Annotated in this window: 27 protein-coding genes, 4 tRNA genes and 1 pseudogene; 15 read left to right on the top strand and 17 right to left on the bottom strand. The window is 56.7% G+C overall.

Annotation, left to right across the window (positions count from 1 at the left end; translation table 11 throughout):
- Nucleotides 1–14: 14 nt before the first annotated feature.
- Nucleotides 15–746: an iron-sulfur cluster repair di-iron protein gene (gene ric / locus BQ4888_RS15160; protein WP_092058156.1), complete on the top strand. Its 732-nt coding sequence runs from the start codon at nucleotides 15–17 to the stop codon at nucleotides 744–746.
- A gap of 92 nt (nucleotides 747–838) precedes the next feature.
- Nucleotides 839–1,273 carry a hypothetical protein gene (locus BQ4888_RS17435; protein WP_140396682.1) on the top strand — a complete coding sequence of 145 codons (435 nt, stop codon included), beginning with the start codon at nucleotides 839–841 and terminating at the stop codon, nucleotides 1,271–1,273.
- 66 nt (nucleotides 1,274–1,339) lie between these two features.
- On the opposite strand, the gene BQ4888_RS15155 is transcribed toward BQ4888_RS17435, so the two are convergent.
- The 4 genes and pseudogenes from BQ4888_RS15155 to BQ4888_RS15140 all read right to left on the bottom strand — a co-directional run bounded on the left by BQ4888_RS15155 (nucleotide 1,340) and on the right by BQ4888_RS15140 (nucleotide 4,975).
- Nucleotides 1,340–2,578 (bottom strand): sensor domain-containing diguanylate cyclase, encoded by a 1,239-nt coding sequence (locus BQ4888_RS15155; RefSeq protein ID WP_490391766.1) that lies wholly within the window; start codon nucleotides 2,576–2,578, stop codon nucleotides 1,340–1,342.
- A gap of 58 nt (nucleotides 2,579–2,636) precedes the next feature.
- Nucleotides 2,637–3,122, bottom strand: a pseudogene (locus tag BQ4888_RS15150) (transposase); the annotation flags it as partial.
- A gap of 510 nt (nucleotides 3,123–3,632) precedes the next feature.
- Nucleotides 3,633–4,655: a CDF family Co(II)/Ni(II) efflux transporter DmeF gene (dmeF, locus tag BQ4888_RS15145; RefSeq protein ID WP_092058152.1), complete on the bottom strand. Its 1,023-nt coding sequence runs from the start codon at nucleotides 4,653–4,655 to the stop codon at nucleotides 3,633–3,635.
- A 47-nt stretch (nucleotides 4,656–4,702) separates the two neighbouring features.
- The gene (locus BQ4888_RS15140) at nucleotides 4,703–4,975 is read right to left on the bottom strand and encodes a metal-sensitive transcriptional regulator (protein WP_092058150.1); all 273 of its coding nucleotides are present in this window, start codon (nucleotides 4,973–4,975) and stop codon (nucleotides 4,703–4,705) included.
- A gap of 148 nt (nucleotides 4,976–5,123) precedes the next feature.
- Between BQ4888_RS15140 and BQ4888_RS15135 the strand changes: the two genes are divergently transcribed.
- The 6 genes from BQ4888_RS15135 to BQ4888_RS15110 all read left to right on the top strand — a co-directional run bounded on the left by BQ4888_RS15135 (nucleotide 5,124) and on the right by BQ4888_RS15110 (nucleotide 9,763).
- Nucleotides 5,124–5,510 (top strand): BlaI/MecI/CopY family transcriptional regulator, encoded by a 387-nt coding sequence (locus BQ4888_RS15135; RefSeq protein ID WP_092058148.1) that lies wholly within the window; start codon nucleotides 5,124–5,126, stop codon nucleotides 5,508–5,510.
- 8 nt (nucleotides 5,511–5,518) lie between these two features.
- Nucleotides 5,519–6,490 carry a M56 family metallopeptidase gene (locus tag BQ4888_RS15130; RefSeq protein WP_140396680.1) on the top strand — a complete coding sequence of 324 codons (972 nt, stop codon included), beginning with the start codon at nucleotides 5,519–5,521 and terminating at the stop codon, nucleotides 6,488–6,490.
- Between the two features lie 124 nt (nucleotides 6,491–6,614).
- Entirely contained in the window at nucleotides 6,615–7,406 is a 792-nt protein-coding gene (locus BQ4888_RS15125; protein ID WP_176374263.1) for a HupE/UreJ family protein, read from the top strand.
- 9 nt (nucleotides 7,407–7,415) lie between these two features.
- The gene (locus BQ4888_RS15120; protein ID WP_092058141.1) at nucleotides 7,416–7,757 is read left to right on the top strand and encodes a DUF6488 family protein; all 342 of its coding nucleotides are present in this window, start codon (nucleotides 7,416–7,418) and stop codon (nucleotides 7,755–7,757) included.
- 405 nt (nucleotides 7,758–8,162) lie between these two features.
- Nucleotides 8,163–8,501: a helix-turn-helix domain-containing protein gene (locus BQ4888_RS15115; RefSeq protein ID WP_092058138.1), complete on the top strand. Its 339-nt coding sequence runs from the start codon at nucleotides 8,163–8,165 to the stop codon at nucleotides 8,499–8,501.
- Nucleotides 8,498–9,763, top strand: coding sequence for a type II toxin-antitoxin system HipA family toxin (locus tag BQ4888_RS15110; RefSeq protein WP_092058136.1), 1,266 nt, complete (start codon nucleotides 8,498–8,500; stop codon nucleotides 9,761–9,763). The genes BQ4888_RS15115 and BQ4888_RS15110 overlap by 4 nt, the downstream gene beginning before the upstream one ends.
- A 395-nt stretch (nucleotides 9,764–10,158) precedes the next feature.
- Here BQ4888_RS15110 and BQ4888_RS15105 read toward each other — a convergent pair whose 3' ends face one another.
- Both BQ4888_RS15105 and BQ4888_RS15100 read right to left on the bottom strand, forming a co-directional pair.
- Complete coding sequence (locus BQ4888_RS15105) at nucleotides 10,159–10,425, bottom strand: DksA/TraR family C4-type zinc finger protein (protein WP_092058134.1); 267 nt, start codon at nucleotides 10,423–10,425, stop codon at nucleotides 10,159–10,161.
- A gap of 225 nt (nucleotides 10,426–10,650) precedes the next feature.
- Entirely contained in the window at nucleotides 10,651–11,802 is a 1,152-nt protein-coding gene (locus BQ4888_RS15100) for an iron-containing alcohol dehydrogenase (RefSeq protein ID WP_092058131.1), read from the bottom strand.
- A gap of 254 nt (nucleotides 11,803–12,056) precedes the next feature.
- On the opposite strand from BQ4888_RS15100, the gene BQ4888_RS15095 reads away from it, so the two are divergent.
- The 3 genes from BQ4888_RS15095 (at nucleotide 12,057) to BQ4888_RS15085 (ending at nucleotide 13,943) form a co-directional block, all read left to right on the top strand.
- Nucleotides 12,057–12,965 (top strand): AraC family transcriptional regulator, encoded by a 909-nt coding sequence (locus BQ4888_RS15095; protein WP_092058364.1) that lies wholly within the window; start codon nucleotides 12,057–12,059, stop codon nucleotides 12,963–12,965.
- A gap of 39 nt (nucleotides 12,966–13,004) precedes the next feature.
- Entirely contained in the window at nucleotides 13,005–13,376 is a 372-nt protein-coding gene (locus tag BQ4888_RS15090; RefSeq protein ID WP_092058129.1) for a pyridoxamine 5'-phosphate oxidase family protein, read from the top strand.
- Between the two features lie 66 nt (nucleotides 13,377–13,442).
- Nucleotides 13,443–13,943 (top strand): type II TA system antitoxin MqsA family protein, encoded by a 501-nt coding sequence (locus tag BQ4888_RS15085; protein ID WP_092058127.1) that lies wholly within the window; start codon nucleotides 13,443–13,445, stop codon nucleotides 13,941–13,943.
- A 307-nt stretch (nucleotides 13,944–14,250) separates the two neighbouring features.
- Here BQ4888_RS15085 and BQ4888_RS15080 read toward each other — a convergent pair.
- From BQ4888_RS15080 to BQ4888_RS15040, 9 genes are all read right to left on the bottom strand, one after another.
- A tRNA-Ser gene (locus BQ4888_RS15080) sits at nucleotides 14,251–14,338 on the bottom strand.
- A gap of 63 nt (nucleotides 14,339–14,401) precedes the next feature.
- A complete protein-coding gene (tadA, locus tag BQ4888_RS15075; RefSeq protein WP_092058125.1) occupies nucleotides 14,402–14,905 on the bottom strand; it encodes a tRNA adenosine(34) deaminase TadA in 504 nt (167 codons plus the stop codon).
- A 74-nt stretch (nucleotides 14,906–14,979) separates the two neighbouring features.
- A tRNA-Arg gene (locus BQ4888_RS15070) sits at nucleotides 14,980–15,056 on the bottom strand.
- A gap of 94 nt (nucleotides 15,057–15,150) precedes the next feature.
- Nucleotides 15,151–15,244 (bottom strand) — tRNA-Ser (locus BQ4888_RS15065).
- A 73-nt stretch (nucleotides 15,245–15,317) separates the two neighbouring features.
- Nucleotides 15,318–15,403 (bottom strand) — tRNA-Ser (locus BQ4888_RS15060).
- Between the two features lie 8 nt (nucleotides 15,404–15,411).
- On the bottom strand, nucleotides 15,412–16,686 hold the full coding sequence (gene serS / locus BQ4888_RS15055; protein ID WP_092058123.1) for a serine--tRNA ligase: 1,275 nt from the start codon (nucleotides 16,684–16,686) through the stop codon (nucleotides 15,412–15,414).
- A gap of 95 nt (nucleotides 16,687–16,781) precedes the next feature.
- Nucleotides 16,782–17,183, bottom strand: a complete 402-nt coding sequence (locus BQ4888_RS15050; protein ID WP_092058121.1) for a DoxX family protein — start codon at nucleotides 17,181–17,183, stop codon at nucleotides 16,782–16,784.
- A gap of 18 nt (nucleotides 17,184–17,201) precedes the next feature.
- Nucleotides 17,202–19,043 (bottom strand): UbiD family decarboxylase, encoded by a 1,842-nt coding sequence (locus BQ4888_RS15045; RefSeq protein ID WP_092058119.1) that lies wholly within the window; start codon nucleotides 19,041–19,043, stop codon nucleotides 17,202–17,204.
- A gap of 101 nt (nucleotides 19,044–19,144) precedes the next feature.
- Nucleotides 19,145–19,669, bottom strand: coding sequence for a DUF2141 domain-containing protein (locus BQ4888_RS15040; RefSeq protein ID WP_170232900.1), 525 nt, complete (start codon nucleotides 19,667–19,669; stop codon nucleotides 19,145–19,147).
- A 140-nt stretch (nucleotides 19,670–19,809) separates the two neighbouring features.
- Here BQ4888_RS15040 and BQ4888_RS15035 point away from each other — a divergent pair, with 140 nt between their 5' ends.
- The 4 genes from BQ4888_RS15035 (at nucleotide 19,810) to BQ4888_RS15020 (ending at nucleotide 21,837) form a co-directional block, all read left to right on the top strand.
- Complete coding sequence (locus tag BQ4888_RS15035; RefSeq protein ID WP_092058114.1) at nucleotides 19,810–20,031, top strand: hypothetical protein; 222 nt, start codon at nucleotides 19,810–19,812, stop codon at nucleotides 20,029–20,031.
- The gene (locus BQ4888_RS15030) at nucleotides 20,028–20,606 is read left to right on the top strand and encodes a hypothetical protein (RefSeq protein ID WP_092058112.1); all 579 of its coding nucleotides are present in this window, start codon (nucleotides 20,028–20,030) and stop codon (nucleotides 20,604–20,606) included. Before BQ4888_RS15035 ends, BQ4888_RS15030 begins: the two co-directional genes overlap by 4 nt.
- Nucleotides 20,607–21,332: 726 nt before the next feature.
- Nucleotides 21,333–21,554, top strand: a complete 222-nt coding sequence (locus tag BQ4888_RS15025) for a hypothetical protein (RefSeq protein WP_092058109.1) — start codon at nucleotides 21,333–21,335, stop codon at nucleotides 21,552–21,554.
- 49 nt (nucleotides 21,555–21,603) lie between these two features.
- The gene (locus tag BQ4888_RS15020; RefSeq protein WP_092058107.1) at nucleotides 21,604–21,837 is read left to right on the top strand and encodes a hypothetical protein; all 234 of its coding nucleotides are present in this window, start codon (nucleotides 21,604–21,606) and stop codon (nucleotides 21,835–21,837) included.
- An 81-nt stretch (nucleotides 21,838–21,918) separates the two neighbouring features.
- Here BQ4888_RS15020 and BQ4888_RS15015 read toward each other — a convergent pair whose 3' ends face one another.
- Together BQ4888_RS15015 and BQ4888_RS15010 are read right to left on the bottom strand one after the other, a co-directional pair.
- Nucleotides 21,919–22,674 carry a hypothetical protein gene (locus tag BQ4888_RS15015; protein ID WP_092058105.1) on the bottom strand — a complete coding sequence of 252 codons (756 nt, stop codon included), beginning with the start codon at nucleotides 22,672–22,674 and terminating at the stop codon, nucleotides 21,919–21,921.
- Nucleotides 22,675–22,712: 38 nt separating this feature from the next.
- A complete protein-coding gene (locus tag BQ4888_RS15010; RefSeq protein ID WP_092058103.1) occupies nucleotides 22,713–24,101 on the bottom strand; it encodes a glutamate synthase subunit beta in 1,389 nt (462 codons plus the stop codon).

Here is a 24,101-nt window from a genome sequence, read left to right as displayed (position 1 = left end):
TAACGAGGTCCTTTATGCCTGAAACGAGCAAACCACAAACACCTGAAATTGCGAATAAAACCATCGGGGAATTCGTCGCTGAGGACTATCGGACTGCCGCCGTCTTCGAACGGCACGGCATCGACTTCTGTTGCGGCGGCCAAGGGACGTTGGCGAAGGTATGCAAGGAAAAAGGGCTTGATTCCGGACAGATATTGAGTGAGATCGAGGCGGTCAGAAACGAACCGGCCAAACGGGGCGAGAACTACGCGGCCTGGGAATTGCCGTTTCTGGCGGATTACATCGTCAATACCCACCATGTCTGGCTCAAGGAAAATGATCCGACAATCACCGCCTACACCCGCAAGATCGCCGATGTACATGGTGCCCACCATCCCGAGGTGATCGAGATCGCGGCCCTCTTTGAAAAGATCGCGACCGACATGGATGCCCATCTTCGGGAAGAGGAAGAGGTCTTCTTTCCGGCCGTCAAACGGGCCGCAGCGGCCCGGAAAGCCGGACAGACGCCAGCACGGGAAGATCGCAAGGTGATCAAGGAATCCCTGGAGCAGCTAAAGCGAGAGCATGAAGAAGTCGGCGATGCGATCCACAGGATCCGGCACCTGGCGAAAGACTATGCGATACCGGCGGATGTCTGTAATACCTTCATGGTCACCTACCAAAAACTCCAGGAGTTCGAAGAGGATCTGCACAAGCATGTGCACCTGGAAAACAACATCCTCTTCCCGAAGGCGGCACAGCTTTAATGAACGGCAAACTCGGCGGTTCGGCTGTTGCCCCTAAAACCCTTATCCATTTAGACGTTACGTTATCAAGCCGACATCTAGAGGAGTTAAGCATGAAAATGCTCCGCCTAACCGTTCCGGTTGCCTTTGCCGCCCTGACCGCATGCGCCCCAATCGGCATCGAAGGCCCCCACGGATCAATAAACATCGATCAGCCGCGCTACGGCGAATATCATCAAACCCGGCAAGGCGGAGGTTCTTATTTCCATGAACATGGCTATACGCAACTGAATATTCCCAAAGGACATTACCCGCCACCGGGTGAATGCCGTATTTGGTATCCGGATCGTCCGGCCGGGCAGCAGCCACCGCCTGTCCAATGTGGCCGCCCGGTCCCTCCCGGTGCCTGGTTAATTCAGCATCCTCACGACCTCCACGACAGAGTCCACGTCAATGTGTATGACCCCGGCCGTCCCGGCTTCATTCGCGCCATCGGCGAATTTGAAATAGGATCCGGCATTCTTATGCGCGTCGTACTGGATCAATAGTTGACCTATTGGCAGTTAGTCACCCCCGGCAAAGCCGGGGGATTGCCTAAGAGAATTTAATGTGCCTCACGCTTCCACTCGGTCCCGGCCCTTTTGTTTTGCCAGGTACATTTTGCGGTCCACCTCAACCAGGATCTCCTGCAATGCTGCGCCGCTTTGGAATTCAGACACGCCGATACTCAGGGTAATGCGCAGGCCCTGGGCAAATTCATATTCCCGAACGGCGGTGCAGATTTTTTCGGCAATGGTTTGGGCTGTAGGCAAAGATGTTTCGGGGCAGACCAGAATAAATTCTTCGCCTCCCCATCTACCAAAGGTGTCTGTCCGTCGAATAACTGACTGAACAAGCCCCACAAGTCCCATAAGCACCTGGTCTCCTACCTCATGCCCGTGGTTGTCGTTGACGGCTTTGAAGTGGTCAATATCGAACAGGAAAAGGCAAAAGGGCTTTTTGTACCGGTTAAACCGGTCAATTTCCTGCTCGATAACCTGCTGGGTCATCCGGCGGTTTGCAATTCCTGTTAACTGGTCGGTTTTGGACAGGGAATCCAGGAGACTGTTTTTGGTTTGCAGTTCAATGTTTTTTTGAAAAAGGGCATCTTCTGTCAGGTTCTCAATGGCTTCGGCTATGGTGCCTATTTCATTGTTCGGAAGGAACTCTGAGGACATAGGGGCCTTGCGACCGTGGGCAATTTCCTGAACCCTTTTTTGGAGATGGATTAGGGGATTAATAATGTTCCGGCTCAGCAGAAAGCTCACCAGCCAGGTTGCAATGAGGGAGGCAGCAATAATAATTCCCAGGCTGGACAGGATGGTTACCATAATGGGCCTCAGAATATCAGCCCGGGGTACCCCCGTAATAACAATCCATCCCAGGTCATCCAGGCGGCTGAAGTGGGCAATACTGTGGGTATCTGAGGCCCGGTAGTTAAAATTCCCCCCACTGATTTCTGCTGGGGGCAAGCTTTGAAAAGCGTTCTCATGGAAGGTGCCCACAAGGGTTGGATCGTTGTGGATCAGAACAATCCCCTGGTTATCGAGGACATAGTTATATGCCGTGGGGTATGCATCGTCCCGGTCAGACAGGGCCTGAACAACCGTGTCCATGCTGGCGTCAATAGCAAGTACCCCCACTACCTGACTGTTCTGACTTGTCAGGGTTTTACCAATTGATACCAGCCATTCTTCGGTATTTATTTCCTGGTAGGGAATGCCGTCTGAGGCAAGGGGGTGGGTCTGAATGGCGGCCTGGTACCAGGGCCGTTGAACCGAATTGAATCCCTCGGGTGGGGTGTAATTATTAATAACTCAACTTTCGCAGCAGCATGACAGGGCCTAAAGCCCTGAAAATCAAAATGATCTTTCAAAAGATATAGGCCGGAAGTAGCGTTGCTCGTCGTAACAAGGCCGGTATCTGGGCCATGAAGTCCTCCAGCATCCCCCTTAGCGAGGCGGTCGGGAGTTCGGCGAAAGTCTTCAACACCTGCTCCAGATGGCTCAAGAGCAGTCGGAGTGCTTCGGCAAAACTGACCTGCCGCAACTCATCACAGCCGGCATGAAACAAGGTTCCCAGGGTGCGCGGATCGTTGTGCGTGCGCCGGGCAACCTCCAGCATGATATAGCGGGAGAAAACAATCGTCGTATGGGCGACCAGCGCATCGTAGCTGCGGCTCTGAAATTCCTTGGCTAACCGCAGATAGCTCTTGGTAATTTTGAAAAACACCTCGATGTCCCAGCGCCGCTTGTAGAGCTTGACGATCTCTTCATCGGCAAGGTTGACATCGGTGGACAGCAATGCCAGCCACTTTCTGGTACTGCGATTTCGGACGAAGACGATCTTGGCCATGACGGCGATCCACCTGCGGGTAGATTGGTTGTTTGGCGACAAACCATCTATTACAGTTGATGGCGCTTTTGTTCAATTAATTCATATATTTATTTGTTGTGCGTGCCTGCGAAAGTTGAGCTAAATGAGCTGCCGATGAATGAGGAACACAAAGAAAAACTCCGGACCCATTGGGCTAATTTGCAAAAAGATTTTCGGATTTGACTTTCCTCCACATTCTCAGAACAGAACCCAAAAAGATGTGGCCGTAAAACTAGCAGGTGACGAAGACGCCCGTGAATCGCTGTTGGTTTTCTAGGCACTTTTGTTCTATTCGGCATCGTCTTACAATTCACTCTCTGTGGAACACGAAAAGCCCCCGATCCGAAGATTGGGGGCTTTTCTCATAAAGCGCCATTTTTTGCACGGGTCTGGTGGCAGTGGATCTCCTCTGCCCAACAATAGAGGATTTGTAGGATTATCCTGCTGTTCGCCTTTGAAGCTAGGCAAAACAACATTTATTACAATTTCGAGTCACGGACAGCAGGAACAAGCGGGGTCGTCGCAAGGATGCACCTCGATGCTGACATGCACCAGGTCGTGCAGCTCTTCAAGTCGGCTCTGGTACTCTTCGGCCCGACGATTTTCGCCGGTGACAACGGAGGCGATCAACGCCAAGGATCTGGAACCCACCCGCCAGAGATGTAGATCGGCAACCCTGCTTTCGCCGTCGACCTCGATCCGTTCTCGGATTTGCGCCTTGACGACAGAATCAACCCCGCCGTCAAGCAGGATGAGGCCTGTGGTCTTGATCAGCAGGTAGGCCCAACGTCCGATCAACAGGCTGCCGACCATGCCCATGACAGGATCCAGAAAGGTCCACCCCAGATAGCGCCCGGCGAGCAAGGCCGTCAATGCGAAGACCGAAGTCAGCGTGTCGGCGATCACATGCAGGTAGGCCGCCCGGTAGTTATGGTCATGATGATGGTGGTGGTGCGATTCAGAATGGGCCGGGAGTTCTTTCTGCCCGGCCGAAGCCTTGTCCGTCTCATGTTGATCAGGATGGGAATGGTCGTGATCATGGTCATGATGGGGATCCGTCTGCTGAAGGATCAGGACGCTGACCAGATTGATGACCAGGCCGACTACCGTCACCCCAATCGCTTCGGCAAAGGCAATCTTAACCGGGTTGAAAAAACGGAGGACCGACTCCACCATCATCCACCCCGCCGCAATCGCCAGGAACAGGGCACTGGTATAGCCGGCGAGGACCCCGAATTTTCCCGTACCGAAAGAAAAATACTCCGAGGCCCTGTGTTTTCTGGCCAGCAGATAGGCGATATAGCTGATGCCGAGGGCAAAGGCATGAGTCCCCATGTGCCAGCCATCGGCCAGCAGGGCCATGGAACCGGTCCAATGCCCGGCGATGATCTCCACTGCCATGGTGAGGCCGGTGAGCAAGACGACCTGAAGGGTCCGGCGTTCATTGGCCGTGTTGATGTCCCCCGTTTCATGGGTGTGGGCAAGTCGTGCAATGGTTTGAGCGTGTCTTTCCATCTGTTCCTCTAAAGTCATGTCTGTAGTTGAAGCGCGGGACCGGCCGGTCAACGAATTTTCTGAAGGTGATCGATCAGTTCGTCGATCAGCTTCTCGTTGTTTTCGACCACGGCCTTCGATACGCAACCGCGCAGGTGATCGCCGACGATCTGCAGCCAGACCCCGCGCAATGCTCCGGAAACCGAGGCGACCTGCTGCAGAACCTCGATGCAGTCCCGGTCCTGCTCCACCATGCTGCACAGGCCGCGAACCTGCCCTTCGATCCGCCGCAGCCGACTGAGCAGCCGTCCTTTGTCCTGATCTGTACCGCAAAGACTCATAACGCACTCCCTCGAATATAGTCCATAGGGGTATACTCTATGCCGACAAAGGGGGCAAGTGTATTTTTTTCATCCTTCCGCCTAAAAACCGATTGACGGTCGGATTTTAGCTGTGATATACCCATCCCATCTTGGGAGGTTTAGATTAATGTTTGTCCGCCGTCCCTATCTAGGGGAACTGGAAATCGCCGTCATGGAACACCTGTGGGACGTTGACGTCGCCGACGCCAAAGCGATCCATCGGCAAGTCGGGGAAAAGCGTAATATTTCGCCGAACACCATCCAATCGACGGCGGACCGGTTGTACAAAAAAGGGCTGCTGAACCGGGAGAAGGTCAGCCATGCCTTTGTCTACTCTCCCGCCGTCACCAGGGAACAATTGATGGCCGAAATGATCGACAACGTCGTGGATAAACTCTCCGGTGGGAGAACGGAAGCGATGCTTTCCGCCTTTGTTGACCTTGCCTCCCGGATAGAACAGAATTCGCTCGACCGCTTGGAGGAGTTGATCGCCGAGCGTCGGCAGAAACGATAGCTTCTCCCGTGGAATCTCTCCTTTGGGCTTTTGGGGCTACGGTCGTTGTCGGTCTGGGCGCGGGAGTGGTGCTGGGAGTGGTTTACCCGCTGCTTCGGAAAGGGTTGCTGAAACGCCAACCGCGTCGGCGAGCCACCATCTTGCTCCTGTTGGCGACCGCGCCGGGCAGCCTGGGACTTTTTTTTGCCGGTCTGCTTTTTATTTCTTCGCTCATGGAATTTCTGGGGATCTCGGCCGGCCACTGTCATAACCACGCCGAACGGTTTCCGCATATTTGCCTGAGTGAGCCGGCAATTTTCGGTTCCGGCATCTTACCCGGGTACCTCTATGTCCCTGCAGCCCTTCTGCTGGCCATGTTCTTGGCGCGGCAGGCAATTCACCTGCGGGAAAACTTCCGGCTGAAAACGGCATTGCGGCAGGCAGAGGTCGAGGGAGGATTGGATTGCAGCCTGGTGCAGTGGCGCAAGCCGGCTGCCGTCACCGTGGGATTCTGGAGCCCGAAAGTCTTTTTATCGACGACCCTCGCCCGTACCCTGACGCCTGAGCAGTTACAGGTTGTCCTTGCTCATGAGCAGGCCCATGTCCGGCACCGGGATCCTTTGCGGCAGTACCTGGCCCGGACCGCTTCCGTTTTCTATCCAGGGCGGGTTCGGGGACTTATCCGTGAAGATCTGGCTCTGGCCACGGAGCAGGCCTGCGATGAACAGGCTGCGGAAAAAACCGGAGATCGTTTGCTGGTCGCGGAAACGATCATCGCCGTTGAACGACTGCTGGGGCTTTCGCTAAAGGAGTCGCAGCCCTTCTCGGTGGGTTTTTCCGGTAGCCAAAGTATCCTGCGGATTGAGGCTCTGCTGGCTGGGGGGGATTACTCCGACCCGGTGTTTCCCGACTGGCTGCTGTTTTCCCCGCCGCTGTTCCTGACCCACTTGGTACTGCCCGGCCCGGTGCACTATCTCACCGAACTGGTCATCCGCCATTGACCTGGGTTTTTTTACCCGAAAAACCGATTATAGATCGTTTTTATGGAGGCGCCTATCGTAGAGACTGCGACTATTCGTTTGTCACAACCCCGAACAGGAAAACGACACGACCTGGAGATTTTTCATGGATTTTAGAAAAGCAAGAATAGTTGTGGGAATGCTTCTGCTGGTGCTGCTGCCGACGTTGGCCATGGCACACGGCATTTCAGAAGCCGACAAACAGGCCATGCTGGATGGCGGCTATATTCGCTATGTCTGGCTGGGTGCGACCCACATGCTGACCGGCTACGATCATCTGCTGTTTATTTTCGGGGTCATCTTTTTTCTGACCGGCTTCCGGGACATCGTCAAGTACATTACCGCTTTTACCCTGGGGCACAGCATTACCCTGGTCTTCGCCACGGTTTACGGCATCTCGGCCAACTACTTCCTGGTCGATGCCGTGATCGCCCTGAGCGTCTGTTACAAAGGATTCGACAATCTGGACGGCTTCAATCGATACCTGGGAAGACCTTCGCCCAACCTCGTGCTGGTCATTTTCGGCTTCGGGTTGATCCATGGTTTCGGACTCTCCACCCGACTGCAGCAACTCCCCCTGGGGGACAGCGGTCTAATCGGTCGCATCCTCTCTTTCAACGTGGGAGTTGAGATCGGACAAATTATCGCCCTGGCGATCATGCTGCTGGTCATTTCCAGTTGGCGGCGAACCCGATCCTTCGCTCAGTTCAGTACCGTGTCCAATGGGGGCTTGATCGCTGCGGGGGTGTTTCTGTTTTTCATGCAGATGCACGGCTTCGGCCATACCACCGACCCAGACAGCTTCGGCTTCAGCACCGACAACCATTACCATGAACACAAGCAGATGGAACAGGACATCCTGAACCAGCAACGCACCCTTCGTGAATCCATTGACTAGGAGAAAAAGATGCGCAGAATTTTCGTTTGTTTTCTGGCCCTGTTCGCTCTGACCACCAGCACCGTCCTTGCCGGTCCTGGGCACTCCCATGGTCCGATTACCCCGATCACTCAAGCTCAGGCGCTTGAAAAAGCGGCCAGTATCGTCAAAAACATCGCCAATAAGGGGAAAGTCGAGGCATCCTGGGCAGCTGTGGCCCCTTCTTCCGGTGAAAAAAAGCAGGGCAAGTACGGTCCGGAATGGGTTGTTATCTTCAACAACCCCAAGGTGGAAGACAAGGCAAAGCAGACCCTGTATGTGTTTCTGAACGAGGGCGGCGACTACATCGCGGCCAATCATACCGGGAACTGACCACTCAGTTGAAATAACCGCCCCCCGGCGCATGGCTTGAATGGGCCACGCTAGGGGGCATACTTTCCGCGAATGCGCGGCGATCCGCCTTTATCAGATTTCATCCCGAATTGATGTCATGGGTACCGCTGAAAAGTCCATCGGCAGATCCCTTCAATGTCCAGCCCCAGCGATAATCGTCCAAGATTTCCCCCCCCCCAAAAAAACTAACCTCATATAGCCAACCAAAAGCAATTCATGGGTTGCTTTTATGGAATCTTTATGTTGGTTTCAACGAAAAGAAACATATAAGTTGCTTTTGTACGCAATCTTTCCTTTCACAACAAAAGAGGCATACGTGTTTCTTTTCTGTAAAAAAGAAGCTAATATGTTTCTTTAAGTGAGAAAGCAGCACAGGAGTTTACCTTGAAAAATTCACTACTAAAGCAGCTTAAAAAAAGACGATTAGAACTGGGCCTCAAGCAAATCGACATGATGATGCGCGTCGGCGTATCCCGGCAGCAATACCAACGCCTCGAGTCGAAGGGGAACCCGCGACTCGATACTCTGGAGTTGATTGCCAAAGGCCTGAACAGCGAACTGATGCTTATCCCAAAAGAAAAGGTGAATGCCGTTTTCGCTGTGCTCGAAAGCGTCGAGACAGAACAGAAACCCGGGCAAAAACCATCTGACCAGACCCTGACCAGCAAAAGGAAAAACCTGTCTGAGGATCCTTGGCAGAATCTACTTGAGGATGATCAATGAACGATCACGGCACAAATGAAGTCAACGTCCTAAAGCTCAGCTTGCACGACAGGCCGGTCGGCTATCTGGCGGGTTTCGAGAATGGTCACAACGTATTAACCTTTGCAGATGAATATAAGTCGGATGCAACTCGTCCTACGTTTAGCTTGATTACCCACCCCGGCTTCCCACGTTCAGAGAAGCTTATGGCGGAACCTTGGTCACGCAATCACAAACTGCATCCTACGCTATCCAATTTGCTCCCGGAGGGAGCACTACGGGAGTTGATCGCCCAAGGCCTCAAGGTGCATGTCGACAACGAATTTCAACTCTTTTCTTATCTGGGGGAAGATCTTCCCGGCGCACTGGTTGCCGAGCCTGTGGAGCCGGAAGATCTCCCGGCGAATCTCTTGTCTGCATACGGCAAAGCGAAAGCCGTTAAACTGAAAAAGGCTGCTTGGGAAAACAAATTCTCTCTCGCCGGGATTCAAATGAAATTTTCCATGAAGCAACAAGATGGTCGCTATAACCTGTCCAAAGGAGATGCTCTTGGCGACTGGATCGTCAAAACACCGTCAACAAAACACAAAGATGTGCCAGTCAATGAATTCACGGCAATGACATTGGCATCCATTGTAGGTGTTGATGTGCCTGAAATAACGCTGGTAGAACTTAATAAACTCGACAACTTGCCTCCGATCAATCTTCCCGATGAGAAACTAGCCTTTGCGATAAAACGTTTTGATCGCAACAACGACCAGCGAATCCACATGGAAGACTTTGCGCAAGTCCTGGTGAAATATCCGCATGAAAAATACAACTCAGCAAGCTACGAGCAGATAGCAAAGATTCTTTACAATTACTCTGGAAATGGCCTGGAAGATACACAACAGTTTGCCAGACGCTTGCTGGTTAACATCCTCCTGGCCAATGGCGATGCGCATATAAAGAACTGGAGCTTACTCTATTCCGACCAGGTCACGCCACGACTTGCCCCGGCCTATGACATCGTCACGACAAGCGTTTACATTGAAAACGAGCGGCAATATGCGCTCAACCTTGGAAAGACAAAGGAGTGGTATGATGTCACTTATGAAAACTTTGAGGCGTGGGCCAAGCGGGCCGGGGTGCCATGGCGTGCTATAAAGCCGCACCTGGCCGACGCCCTGGAAAAGGCGCGCAGTTTATGGCCGGAAAAGTTAAATGAGCTGCCGATGAATGAGGAACACAAAGAAAAACTTCGGACCCATTGGGCTAATTTGCAAAAAGATTTTCGGATTTGACTTTCCTCCACATTCTCAGAACAGAACCCAAAAAGATGTAGCCGTAAAACTAGCAGGTGACGAAGACGCCCGTGAATCGCCGTTGGTTTTCTAGGCACTTTTGTTCTATTCGGCATCGTCTTACAGTTCACCGTTTCCAAAACATTTCCAAAACACCAAAGGCCCAACCGGATTTTCCGAATTGGGCCTATCCTGAAAGTTGTTCTGTATTTCAATCCCACCTTGCCTAAGGAATTTTAGGCTATTCGTGGGCATTGAGTGAAACGCAAGTGATGTAATCGACCGGGGGAAAAGTCTGAGCGTGCGATTTTTTCCGTTTCGTGAGCTGGCCCCTTGATAAGCTGTGTGGGAAGAGGCGGGATCGCCCCCGCCCTCCTCACCTATTTCAAAACCCGTCACTTTATCTGACTGTCTTTGCTGCCTCTTCGATTATAGAGCGCGGACGCCTGCTGTTTCTTTTCCCGTTCCGCCTGACAGTTGATGCAGTATCGAACCCCGGGCATCGCTTTCCGACGTGCTTCAGGGATTTCCACTTCGCATTCTTGACAATGAGTCAGACTTTCGCCTTGTGGTAATCTGCTTTTTGCCAACTGGACAGCGGATTCCACCGTGGCGTCTATCTGTTCCTGCACCGCCTCATCTCGAGCCCAGCCCACTGCCATCGCACTTTCCTCCTAGTCCAAGCGGCTGTTTATCCAGCTTATTCGATTCTATCCCTTTTGGGTGGAACGAAAACCGGGTCAGCCGTTTTTCAATTCGATATCGCTCGTGTTTTTGACGCGTGGTCCTTTCGGGACCCATTTCCATCCGCCCTCGACAGCGTACGCGTCTTGTGGGGATCTCAAGCACGGAAAAGCTCTCCCCTGGGCAGGGGAGAGCTTTTCGGATCAACAGTCGACGATTTTACCCACGAAACAGCATTGGAAGATTTCCTTCATTTCCCCTGCGGAAGGTTGTCGAGGGTTGGTGCCGGTGCAGGGATCAGCCAGGGCGTTTTGTACCATGGCATCCAGTTTATCCTGCCAGGCATCCGCCGCAAGGCCATAGGCCTGGAAGCTGTCCTCGATCCCGACCCGTTGTCTGAGTCGTTCAAGTTCCTGAGCGAAATCTTCCGCTGTTTCTTTTCCCAAAGCCTGGGCCAGCTGACGGTACTTGTCGGTGGCTCGGCGGTTGAAGCGCACAACGTTCGGCATCAGAATCGCGTTGGCGCGGCCATGCGGGATGTTGAACATGCCGCCAACCTGATGGGCGATGGAGTGAACGATGCCGAGAATCGCATTTGAAAAGGCCATCCCCGCCAAACAGGAGGCATCGTGCATCGCTTGCCGGACCCCGATTTGGCTGCCATCGTCATAGGCTTTCGGGAGATTGTCGAAAATAGAGCGCACCGAGTCGAGAGCCAGGGCATCGGTATAAGGACTCGCCAGAGCCGCGACAAAGGCCTCGACATCATGCGACAGGGCATCCATGCCGGTGTCGGCGGTCACGTTGGCCGGCATGCTGACCGCCAATTCACCGTCCACGATGGCGATGTCGGGGCAGAGTTCGTAAGAGACGAGCGGATACTTGATGCCCTTTTTCGTGTCGGTGATGACGGCAACGCAGGTCGCCTCGGTCCCCGTCCCGCTGGTGGAAGGGATGGCGACAAAACGGGCCTTGTTGCGTAGCGGCTGGATGGTGAAAGGCTGGGTGATCTCTTCGAACGTTGCATTGGGATACTCATAAAAGACCCACATCGCCTTGGCCGCATCAATTGCCGAGCAGCCACCCAGGCCGATGATCAGATCCGGGTTTTCGCGGTTGAAAAATTCAACGCCGCGCATGACGGTCTCGACCGAAGGATCGGCTTCAACCCCCTCCAAAACGGCCGTAGCGATCCCGGCATCAGCTAACAGAGCCATGCTTTTTTCGAGAAATCCGAAACGCTTCATTGATCCGCCGCCGGTGACAATCACCGCCTTTTTGCCCTTCAGCTCCTTCAGGTTCTCCAGGGAGCCGGGGCCGTGAAATGTCTGTCTCGGTACTGTGAATGCTGCCATGATTATTCTCCTTTGCTGGTGCAGCGCAGCTCTTGCCGGCTGCCGGATGTCATTTTTGACTGCGATTGGTTTCTGCCGTCCATTTCGATTGAATCGTACTCCCGCTGGGGCAGCCAGCGGTAGACCAATCCTGCTCGATTCTTGCCTGATCTTACGGTTATTCGTAAAAATGTTGCCTGAGAGGGTCAGGCCGGCTAGGATGGGTTCACGACCTTAAATAGCGAAAAGGCTGGCCTATGGAGATTGACGAGAAAATGGAAAGGGCTTCAAGCGTGGAGTTTCTTGGCAAGCGGATTGCCCGATGGACCGACAGAAGCGACACCATCGAAACCGCGATCCCTGGCTTGACACTATGGCGGCGGAACGAACCAACCGAACTGACCTGCGGCATGTACGAACCGAGTATCTGCCTTACGGCTCAAGGGGCTAAGCGCGTGGTGCTCGGAAACGATGTGTACGTGTATGACCCCCAGAACTATCTGATTGCGTCCGTGGATCTGCCCTCGGTTTGGCAGGTGACCGAAGCGAGCCGGGGCTGTCCATACCTGGGGCTGGTGTTGAAACTCAATCAGCGTGAAATTACCCAGTTGATGGCCGATAGCCATCTCCCCGCGCCGCGAACGCAGCAGCCGAGTCGCGGCATGGCGACCGGTGCGGTGACACCGCCGCTGGTCAACGCCTTTGTGCGCTTGATGGAGTTGCTCGACAGCGAGGAAGATATCCCGATCCTGGCCCCGAACATCCAACGCGAGATTCTCTATCGCCTGCTGGTGGGGGATCAGGGGGCACGATTGCGTCAAATCGCGGTGGCGGGGAGCCAGAGTCAGCAGATTGCCCGGACCATTGAATGGCTGAAGATGAACTTCACCCAGCCGCTACGTATCGATGACCTTGCCGCCAGGGCGGGCATGAGCCCCTCGACCTTTCATCACCACTTCCGGTCGGTGACGGCGTTGAGTCCCTTGCAGTATCAGAAGCAGTTGCGCTTGCAGGAAGCCCGACGCTTGATGCTTGCGGAACATCTCGATGCGGCAACGGCGGCGTTCCAGGTCGGCTACGAAAGCCCATCCCAGTTCAGCCGAGAATACAGTCGCCTGTTCGGCGCGCCCCCACTGCGCGACATCAATAACCTGAGACAAGTGACGGTTGGTGATGGTATATAAACGAGCCGCAAACAACTCACTAAACGGGAGGGGATTACGATGTTACCTGAGAAATTAAAAGAAATAATGAATCAAGATGGCGTGGTTGCGATTGCAACCCTAGGCGAGGGCGGCCCCCATATGGTGAACACTTGGAACAGCTACCTCCGCGTTTCGGGGGATGGCCGCTTGCTGATTCCGGCAGGGTACATGCATAAAACCGAGGCCAACGTTGCATTCAACAATCACGTGCTGATCACTTTGGGCAGCAGCAAAGTAACAGGCAATCATGGCCCAGGTGCTGGATTTCTGATAAAAGGCACTGCCGCCTTCATTACAGAGGGACCCGAATTCGATTTGCTCAAGTCAAAATTTAGTTGGTTGCGAGCTACGCTCGCCGTCACCATCGATTCTGCCACCCAGACCTGGTAAATCTATCGTCGTGGTGGAAGTCTTGGGCGAAATCAGGATGTTTATCGTGACGGACTGGAGATTAAAATGACGTGCCCTGACTGCCGGCAAGAAGAACTGGTTCAGAGCCGCGAGAACATCCGTTACACGGAATCCGGCCTTCCCTATGTGACCCTGAACAATATCCTGGTGGAGCGTTGCCCGGCGTGCGGCAACACGTTGGTCAACATCCCCAAAATGGAACAACTGCATCGCCTGCTGGCGAACATTGTCATCAAGAAGTCCGGTCGCCTGGAGCCTTTCGAGATTACCTTTCTGCGTAAATCCCTGGGCTGGTCAAAGGCGGACTTCGCCAGGAACATGCACGTGCGCCCCAGCCAGGTAAGCCATTGGGAATCCGAGCACAAGCCCTCGCTGATGGGAGAAGCCAATGAACTGCTGCTTCGTAGCCTGGTAGACCACAATCGCCAGATTGAAAACTACTTTGACGAGATGGCCAATCTATCGCTTTCCCCGCAACCGCACGGGCAAAGGCGGGTGGCGATCAGTCACAGTCATAAAGGCTGGGTTGCCGACGAGGCCGCCTGACAAGCAAATTTCCTGTTTCTCTATCTAGTTGTTTTCCAAAGATGTCCACTTGGATCAAGTTCACTCACTGCCCCACCCCAGATGCAAGATCGTTATCTTTCCCAAAATTATGAGCGTAATTTCGGAAAGGGAGCAGAGGATCCGGCGGTCCAGAACCATAAAAAAAGCATCCCCGAGATGCAAACATGCCACTTTGAAGGCACCCTCCTTAACATCACCAATCCCTTAAAGGTAGCCCTAAAGGTAGCCCATAAACATAACATAAGAAAAAGGGCCTAGCCGTTTCCGGCTAAGCCCTTGTTATTACTGGCGGAGGGGGTGGGATTCGAACCCACGGTACCTTGCGGTACAACAGATTTCGAGTCTGTCACCTTCGACCTCTCGGACACCCCTCCGCAAGGGGTGATTTTCGAAGCAGGGCGCATACTACTTCATTTGTCCGCTGCTTGCCAAGAATTTTATTCATCCTCGCCGGCTGGCACCCGAAGCGCCTTCTTGCGCGCGCGCAGGGCCTGGAAGAAGGTGCTGAGCTGGGCGCTGCATTCGTCCCGCAACACCCCTTCGGTGACCTCAACCCGGTGGTTGAAGCGCTCATCCCGGGAGAAATCGTAGATCGAACCGGCGGCGCCGACCCGGGGGTCGCGGCAGCCGTAGACCAGCCGGGGAATGCGCGCCAGGATGATCGCCCCCATGCACATGACACAGGGTTCCAGAGTGACATAGAGGGTGGTATCGAGCAACCGCCAGTGATCGATATGTTCCGCCCCCTGGCGGATGGCGAGCATTTCCGCGTGCGTGGTCGGATCGTTGCTGGTTTCCCGCAGATTGTGGCCGCGCCCGATGATCACCCCGTCCCGAACGAGCAGCGCGCCGACCGGCACCTCGCCCAACGCGGCGGCCGCCTCGGCCTCGGTCATGGCCTGGCGCATGAAGAACTCGTCGCGGGCGGGATCGATCGACATGACATTTCCCATGACAATAGGGCTGAATAGACAAGAAGGGCCTGACTGGAAACCAGCCAAGCCCTTGATTTTAGTGGCGCACCGCGAGAGATTCGAACTCCCGGCCTTCTGATCCGTAGTCAGACGCTCTATCCAGCTGAGCTAGCGGTGCGTGTTGAGAGGGGTGTTTATCGCGCAAATTGCCGCGATTGTCAACTTTTTTTTGACCAGGGCGATTCATGAATCGCCCCTGCAAATTAACTAAATGGCGGAGAGGGAGGGATTCGAACCCTCGGTACGGGTCTACCCCGTACACTCGCTTAGCAGGCGAGCGCCTTCAGCCGACTCGGCCACCTCTCCGTATGCAACTATTTAATTTTCGCTGAAGCGTCTTGCGCCGCTTCGAATCCTACCAAGATTCTGCTTAATTAACTGGCGGAGGAGGTAGGATTCGAACCCACGGATCTTTCGATCAACGGTTTTCAAGACCGCCGCCTTAAACCACTCGGCCACTCCTCCGTGGCTTATTATCCTTTAGTGATCCGCTCAAGGCCGCCCATATAGGGGCGTAGTACCTCGGGGACCAAGACCGAACCGTCGGCCTGCTGGTAATTTTCCAGAATGGCGACCAGCGTCCGGCCTACCGCGAGACCTGACCCGTTGAGGGTGTGAACCAGCTCGGGCTTTTCCCCGTCCTCGCGCCGGAACCGGATCGCCGCCCGCCGCGCCTGATAGTCGCGGAAGTTGGAGCAGGAGGAGATTTCCCGGTAGGTGGCCTGTCCCGGCAACCAGACTTCGATGTCGAAGGTGCGGGCGGCGGAGAAACCGAGGTCTCCGGAGCAAAGATCGACCACCCGGTAGGGGAGCTTCAGGCGCCGCAACACCTCTTCGGCGTTGTCGAGCAGTTTGGCCAGCTCAGCGTCCGAGTCCTCGGGCTTGACGAACTTGACCAGTTCAACCTTGTTGAACTGGTGCTGACGAATCAGCCCCCGGGTGTCCTTGCCGTAGGAACCGGCCTCCTTGCGAAAGCAGGGGGTGTAGGCCGTGTAGCAGACCGGCAGGTCGCTTCCCGCGAGGATCTCGTTCCGGTGAATATTCGTGACCGGAACTTCCGCCGTCGGGATGAGAAAATAATCGGGATCGTCGGTATGGAAAAGATCGTCTTCAAACTTGGGGAGCTGTCCGGTCCCCGTCATGGAGTCCCTGTTTACCATAAAGGGCGGCAAAATTTCAACATATTTGTGCTCGCCCGTATGCAGGTCAAGCATGAAATTAATCAATGCTCGTTCCAGCCGCGCCCCGGCTCCGCGATAGAGGGTAAAGCGGGTGCCGGTGATCTTGGTCCCCCGTTCAAAGTCGAGGATGCCCAGCCCTTCGCCGATATCCCAGTGGGCTTGCGGCTCGAAATCGAAGGTCGGCAAATCTCCCCAGCGCTTGACTTCGCGGTTGTCCGCTTCGGAGGCGCCCACCGGCGTCTCTTCGTGGGGAAGATTGGGAATCCGCAGCAGCAGCCCCTGGAGGTTTTCCTCCACCGACTTGAGTTCGTCGTCGAGGGTCTTGATCTGCGCCGAGACCTCTTTCATCCGGACAATTTCCCCCTGCACCTGCCCCTTGTCCTTGGTCTGGCCGATGATGGCGGAGACCCGGTTCTTCTCGGCTTTGAGTGCTTCCGATTCGCCGAGCAGTTCGCGCCGACGCCGATCAAGATCGGTAAAGGCCGCCAGGTTGGCTTCCTCGCCCCGGGTCGCCAGGCGGCGCTGGGCCTCTTCAAGATTGTCCCGCAGATATTTCAGATCGAGCATGGTCGGACCTCGACTATCAGTACAGAATGTTGTGCAAAAACGAGAGGGGATTTGTACCACCCTTCCCCCGCTCCGTCAACCGGCGAATGTTTCGCCTAGCCCCGGCCGAAGCCGAAGCGTCCCGGCCCGACGAAGAGCAGACCGAAGAAGACGAAGCCGAGTTCGATGGCATGGGAGGCGACCTGCAAACCGTCGCCGCGCTGCAGATGCATCGTTGCCGCCACCGCCATGGTGCCGAGGAGGAGCAGGCAGGCGGGGCGAAAAACCACGCCGAGGATCAGGCAGACGCCGCCGAAAAACTCGCTGAGCGCCGCCATCAGCCCCCAGAAGACGGGGATGACATGGATGCCGAGATAGCCCATGGCCGTCCCCAGGGACTCCCACTTGACCGGGCCGCCCATCAGCTTGGGCCAGCCGTGGAAAAGGAACAGGGCACCGACGCCGAGGCGCAGCACCAACAGGCCGAAATCGCGATATCTGCCGAGAAAAGACCACATAAGCCAAGACTCCTTTGTTCAGATGATGCCGTGCAACGGCCCACCGGGGGCGCCGAGGGCGTCGACCCGCGCTTCGACGGCGGGGTCTTCGAGCAGCGGCGGCGCATGGTGGGGCTTGCGGCGGGCGTCAATGACCAGCGCGCCGCGGCAACCCCAGTGGCGGGCGACGGTTTTAGCGCCGATGCCGTAGATGTCGCTGGCGGGATTGGAGCGGGTGAAGGTCGTCCACAGCCAGTTGTCGAGGGTGCGCCCGGCGAATTCGCTGTCGTCGCCGATGACCACCAGGGGAAAGCGGTTGAGCGGGTCATCCTCCCCGAAAAAGCGGCAGAAGGCCTCGATGGCAGCATCCTCCCGCCCCCGTTGCGAGCGGCATTCCGGCCCCTGCACCACCAGCACGCCGGGGAGGGCGATGCGGGGGGCGGTGAAACCCTCGGGCAGGCTCAGATCGCCGGGGATTTCCGTCGGCAGCTCGCGACGTTTGTCGCCGCAGGCGGCGATCACCACCTTGGAGCCTTCGTTGAAGCCGCTCCCCGAGTAGTCGAGGGTGTCGATAGTGGTGCAGGTCTGGAAATGCACGTCCCGCCGCCAGTCGACCCGCTCCAGCACATGACGGAAGAAGGCCGGGATGTCGTGGATATCGAGGGCCGGGTTGTCCTCCCCGGCGCAGATAAAGAGGTACTTAGCCAGCGACAACTGCCCTTGGCCGAGGACGGCGTTGCCGAGGGTGAGCAGCTCCTGCGGACGTTCTTCTTGGGCATAGGGGACGTAGCGCTCGCTGCCGACAGCGAGCAGCAGGGGATGGACCCCGGCGGCGTCGACGGCATGGACGGCACGGATGCCCGGCAGCACCGTCGGGATCAGCGGCCCGGTCAGTTCGTGGATGAAGGCGCCGAAGGTGGTGTCTTCCTGGGGCGGCCGGCCGACGCTGGTGAAGGGCCAGATCGCCCCCTCGCGATGATAGACCCGCTCGACCCGCACCACCGGAAAGTCGTGGGCCAGGCTGTAATAGCCGAGATGGTCGCCGAAGGGGCCTTCGGGCAGGGTTTTGTGCGGGTCGATGGTGCCGGTGATGACGAAATCGGCTTCCGCCGGCATCGGCAGGCCGCCCTCCGGGGTGACCATGGTCAGCCGATGTCCGCCGAGGAGCCCGGCAAAGGCCAGCTCGGGCATTCCCTCGGGCAGCGGCATGACCGCCGCCACCGTCAGGCTGGGGGGCCCACCGACGAAGATGTTGACCTTGAGCGGTTCGCCCCGTTCGATGGCGGCGGCGTGATGGACGCCGATCCCCCGGTGGATCTGATAGTGCAGGCCGATCTCCTGGTTCGGCGCGTAGTCGCCGCCGGAAATCTGTACCCGGTACATGCCCAGATTGGAAGAGCGAATACCGGGCCGCAGCGGATCTTCCGAATAGACCTGGGGCAAGGTGATGAAGGCGCCACCATCGTCGGGCCAGGATTTTAGCTGGGGCAACTGGTCGATGCTGGTGGTATGGGTGAGGATCGGCCCAGCGGAGACTTTGCGTGGCAGCAGATGCCAGGCGCCGAGGGGGGCGCGCAGGGCCGCAAGGGGATGTTTCAGGGCGTGGGCCGGGTTGACCTTGAGGGCGACCAGCGCTTCAATGGTTTTGAGGGTATCGCGAAAGATGTAGCGGGTCCGCTCCAGGGTGCCGAAAAGGTTGCCGAGCATGGGAAAGGGGCAACCCTTGACGTTGGTGAAGAGCAGCGCCGGCCCGCCGGCCCGGTAGACCCGGCGCTGGATAGCGCCGATTTCGAGATTGGCGTCGACCTCGGCGTCGATGCGCCGCAGCTGACCGGTCCGTTCCAGATCGGCGACACAGGAAGCGAGATTTCTGTAGCCCATGACATCCTCCATCCATTTCCGCTTTTTCTTCCAAATCCGCGAAAGTATTGCACGATCGAACGAGAGCGGCAACCATAAACCGGGCATCGGAAACCGGACGGCTAGGGGGATTGCCGCCGCCTGCGCTGTTCATCGCGACGCCGGTCGAGATACTCCACCCTGACCGGCACCCGCAGCCCGTCCATCATGAAGAGGAAACGGGCCTCCGCGAAGTCGGGCGGCCCAAGGCGGCGCGTGCCGAGACCATTGGAGAGGCCGAAACCTTCCCGGGGCATCCCGAAAAGATTAGCAGCCATCCGATTGTCGCCATCTTCGTCGTGCAGTACGCTGACCGCATAAGCACCGAAAGGCAGCTGGGGAAAGGTCACCTCGCAGCGGCCGTCGCGAATTTCCCCCTGAGCACTCGCTAGAGCGCCCTTCTCTTCATCGGGAAAACCTTCCGCCGAAGCAAAAAGCCACACCCGCGCCATCCCCTGGGAGTTGCGAAATCCCGCCATTTCAACGATCAGCCGCCCCTCCCCGGCCAAGGTCAGGGGAGCGTTCTCCCGCGCCGGACTACAGGCGCAGACCAGCAGCCATCCCCCCAAGAGGACAGACAGCAAAGAGCGACCGATAAATTTTCTCAAGCAAACCTCATCATTTTGCTTCATGCCGATCCTTGTGCCTTTTCGAGTGCTCTGCTAGAGTTTTTCCAGACCGCGACAGCCGATGGCCGTTTTCGACGCCGGTGCCCCCTTTGCCCTTCCGCCATCAGGGATCTCTCGCCATGAAAACCATTGTCTTGTTCCTGCTGCTGACCCTGGCCTCTACCGCCTGTGTCGATCGCATCCCTCCCCTCTCTCCTCGCCGCACCAACACCGAGGCCCATCGGCAGGCTACCGACAATCCATCCTGCCGGGAATGTCATGACGTGACCAGGCTTCGTCATCATCGCCCCACGGATAACTGTCTCGAATGTCACAAACTCTCATTCGGAGGGATTCAATGAAACCGCTGCGTTATCTGCTCCCGTTAGTGCTGGTGACCGTCCTCTCGGGCTGTGGTCTGATTTACGGTCAGGTCATGCGCTCCGCCGAAGGGGTCGGCGAAATCCAGGTTATCTCCGGCGATATCGGCAGTCTGCGTCCCGGTAGCCGGATCCTGGTGGTCGGACCCTTCGCCAAAACCCGCGAAGCCTTCTACATCTGCCGGGGGGAAGAAGCGGCTTACTTTGCCCAGCAGTTCAAGGATAAAGGACTCTTCCATGCGGATCTGCATGTTCGGCCCGGCTTTGACGACCCGCAACTGGCGGTGACCGAGATCAAGGGGATGGCGTCGGAACCGTTGACCGCGCGTCTTGGCCTCGACCGGAATCCCGACCTGATCCTCTTCGGCACCATCCTCACTCGGGAAATGTCCGTGGCGCCCGGCCGGGGCGTGATCATGACGGTCAGCTACCGGCTGGAATTCTATAATCCGGCAACCCGGCAATCAACCACCTTTGAAGTGGCCACGCGGGATATCTTCGCCGACTGCATCCCCGGCATCGTCGAAGCCTTGATGGAAAAAATCGCCCGACGTTAATTCCCTCCTCGGAACCGGCGAATGGTGATCCCGGGCTTTTTCTAACCGCCATTCGCCGGACCCTTTCCGCCAAATGCCGGACCTCGGCTTCTCTACGCAACTTATCTCAAAAAAACAATTCCAATAAAATCCGGTACTTGTTAAGAAATTTGGAAATCAAAGAATCTGCCTGTACTGAGGCGAATTGTTGGCCCGATTCTGGCTAATATAAAGATTAAAACGAGGCACACCAGACCCACCGCGCGGTCAAAGACCGGCCCGTCTGCCCTCCGGCTTCTGCCACATCCGGAGGCCTGATAATCGCGGGGAGGGGGCCAGCGATTATCCACCAACCAAGCGGTGGGTCATGGTGTGCCGGTTTTTTCCCTCCAGCGATCCCCGCAACCCAGGTTGCCCTGCTTGCTTTCTCCTGCCACTTTGGCAATTCCCCTCATACAGACCCTGTATAAATTGTCCATACCTTTTTCCCCAAAGAAAAATCCCTTTGTTTTCGATTAGTTTCGTGAACAAGACCGGCCCTTCCCGACGCTGACGAGGGTGCTTTTCGTATATTTTCTCTATACAACGCCTCCTCCAAGACCCGTCCTGCAAAGACCTAAAAAGAAGTTTTTTATCCTTACATTTCGATAGTTTATGCAGAAAAAATGAGAAAAATCCAACCTTGGCACGCTCCTCGCTATATAGACTAGCAACAGTTCGAAACTTTTCCGTTACAAGGAGCAATAGATGAAAAACCCGGTTTCCACGATCCTTACCACCCTGATCACCCTGACTTCGACGACCGCGGCCTGGGCCGCCGATCTTCCCGAAAAATCCGGCTTTGGCCTTTTGTCCCTGATCTTCTTCGGCTTCTTCGCCATGATTATCGCCGCGCAGCTGGTTCCCGGCCTGATTCTCTTCCTCAGCGGAACCAAAGAGCTCTTTCGCAAGCGCGTCACCCATCGTTAATCCGTTTGCACGGACTGTATCAACCCTCATTTTTCGACAGGAGCACATCATGAAACTCTCCACCCGCATCGCCGCCGCCACCCTGGCTCTTTCCACCCTCGCCGCTCCGGCCTTCGCCGCCTCAACCCGCAGCGACCACAGCGGTATCGTCGTCTGGATCTTCCTCGGCTTCTGTGGCCTGATCGTCGCCGCCCAGCTGATCCCCGCCATCCTGGTGATGTTCGGCTTCGCCAAGGCGGTTACCGCCCCCAAACAGGAAGAAGCCAAGCAGAGCAGCCACTAACAGCTTCGTTTCAACAAACGATCAACGCGAAAAGGGCGGCCCCACGGCCGCCCTTTTCGTATGTCCTTCCTTGAATCCCGCCTACTGCAATTCCTGCAAGGCCGCGTTGGCAAACTTGGCGAGCTTCTTGTTCCCCGTGGCTACCACCTGCTCCAGGGCGGGGGCATATTTGCTGTTGCCCGAAGCCCCCAACGCCTTGCACAGCCAGGCCATCGTATCCACCGACAGATTGTCCAGGCTTCCGGCCGCCAGCATCCCGGTCAGGGCCGAGGCCGCGGCATCGTAAACCGCTTCCGCCACCGGGCTGTCGCGGACGATAGTCTTGGCCGCGTCCCGTTTGAGTTCGGCGTTTTCCGCGCCAAGCATGCCGACCAGCCGGTTTTCAGTATCGCTCAGGGCCGCGTTCCAACCCGTCGTCGCATTAAGGACCCTGATACGTTCCTGGTATTCGGCGAAAGAATCGATACTCTCGCGGGCGTATTTCTGCAGCTTGGGGCTGGGCGCCGAGGTCGCGACTTCTTCCAGCAGCGGCTGATGCCGGGTATCGCCCGAAGCCGCCAACGCCTTGCACAGCCAGGCCATTTCATCGACGGCATTGGCCTCGACCGCCTCGCCGTAGCCGGTTCGCAGCAGCGCCGCGACCCTGTCGTAGAGCGCTCCATCGGTCAGCCCCGCCTGGGTAATGCGCTTGGCCGCGTCGATGCGAGCGCTGCGACTGGTCGACTCCAGGCCTTTCATCAGCGCCGCCGCCTCACCGCTGCGATCCACCTGTCCGAAAGCGACTCCGGCCAACGTCAGCAGCAGCGACAGTCCCCATAGAATCCATTGCTTTTTCATAGACTCCTCCTTGTTTGACATAAGTCAGCCTCCGAATCTTATCCGCCCAGAAGTTGCGTCATGATCGCCAGCGCCGCCCGCCTTCCGTCGGCGGCGGCGGTGACCGCCAGGTGCGCGCCGCGCTGACAATCGCCGCCGGCGAAAACCTTGGGGTGGGAGGTGCGGCCGTCGGTTTTGTCGACTTCCAGCTGCTTGAAGCTCTTGCGGAGTTCCGCCGACGCCAGCCAGGGGTGGTCCTCCACATCGAAGCCGAGGGCGAGGATCAGCACGTCGGCGAGGATGCAATGCTCTGAACAGGGGACCTCGGTCACCTGGCGTCGGCCCCTGGCGTCGGGCTCGGCCAGGCAGGTTTCGAGCACTTCCACCCCGGTTAGCCGCCCATCATCGTCGACGATGATCCGCTTGGGCGCGCGATGAAAGAAGAACTCCACCCCCTCCTCGATGGCATTGTGATACTCCTTGACGCTCCCCGGCATGTTCGCCGCGTCGCGCCGGTAGACACAGGTAACCGTTTCCGCCCCCTCGCGGATCGCCGTGCGCACGCAGTCCATCGCCGTGTCGCCGCCGCCGAGAACGACCACCCGCTTGCCGCGCACGTCAAAGCGACGCTCCAGAATCCCCCCGGAAACCCGCCGCTGCACCGTGCCGAGAAATTCCATGGCGAGAAAGACGTTGCCGTGGCGTTCGTGGGAGAGATGGGGGAGCTTGCCGCCGGTGGCGCCGAGACCGAGAAAGATCGCGTCGTAGCGGTTCAGCAGCTCATCGAAGGCGATATCGCGACCGACCTCACAGTTCAGGTGAAGGTTGAGTCCGGCTTCCTGGAGGATGGCGAAGCGCCGCCGCACGAGGTTTTTGTCGAGCTTGAAATTGGGGATACCGATGGCGAGCAGCCCGCCCGGCTCGGGGGCACGCTCGTACAGATCAACGCCGATACCGGCCCGCAACAGAAAGTGGGCGCAGGCGAGCCCGGCTGGACCGGAACCGATCACCGCCACTTTCTGTGGGCGGATGACGCCGGGAAAGGGAAGTTTCAGCCCGGCGGCAAAACCGAGATCGACGATGGAGGCCTCGATAGCGCCGATGCTGATCGCCCCGTAGCCGTCGTTCAGAGTGCAGGCCCCCTCACACAAATGGCTGTGCGGGCAGATGCGGCCGAGAATCTCGGGAAAGGGTGAGGTTTCGTTGGCGAGCCAGAAGGCCTTTTCCAGATCGCGCCCGGCGATGGCGGCAAGCCACTGGGGGATGGCGTTACCAAGCGGGCAGCCGATAGCGGCGCAGAAGGGATCGCCGCACTGAACGCAGCGCTCAGCCTGGGATGCGGCCTGGGCGATCGAGAAGAACCGGTAAATTTCGTCGAAATTCCGCGTGCGCAAGGCGGCATTTTCCTTCGCGGGCTCCTGACGGTGAGTCGTCGTAAAATTCTGCAT

This window comes from Desulfuromonas acetexigens (assembly GCF_900111775.1).
In the GTDB taxonomy this organism is placed as follows: domain Bacteria; phylum Desulfobacterota; class Desulfuromonadia; order Desulfuromonadales; family Trichloromonadaceae; genus Trichloromonas; species Trichloromonas acetexigens.
This window is presented reverse-complemented; position numbering and strand designations above follow the sequence as displayed.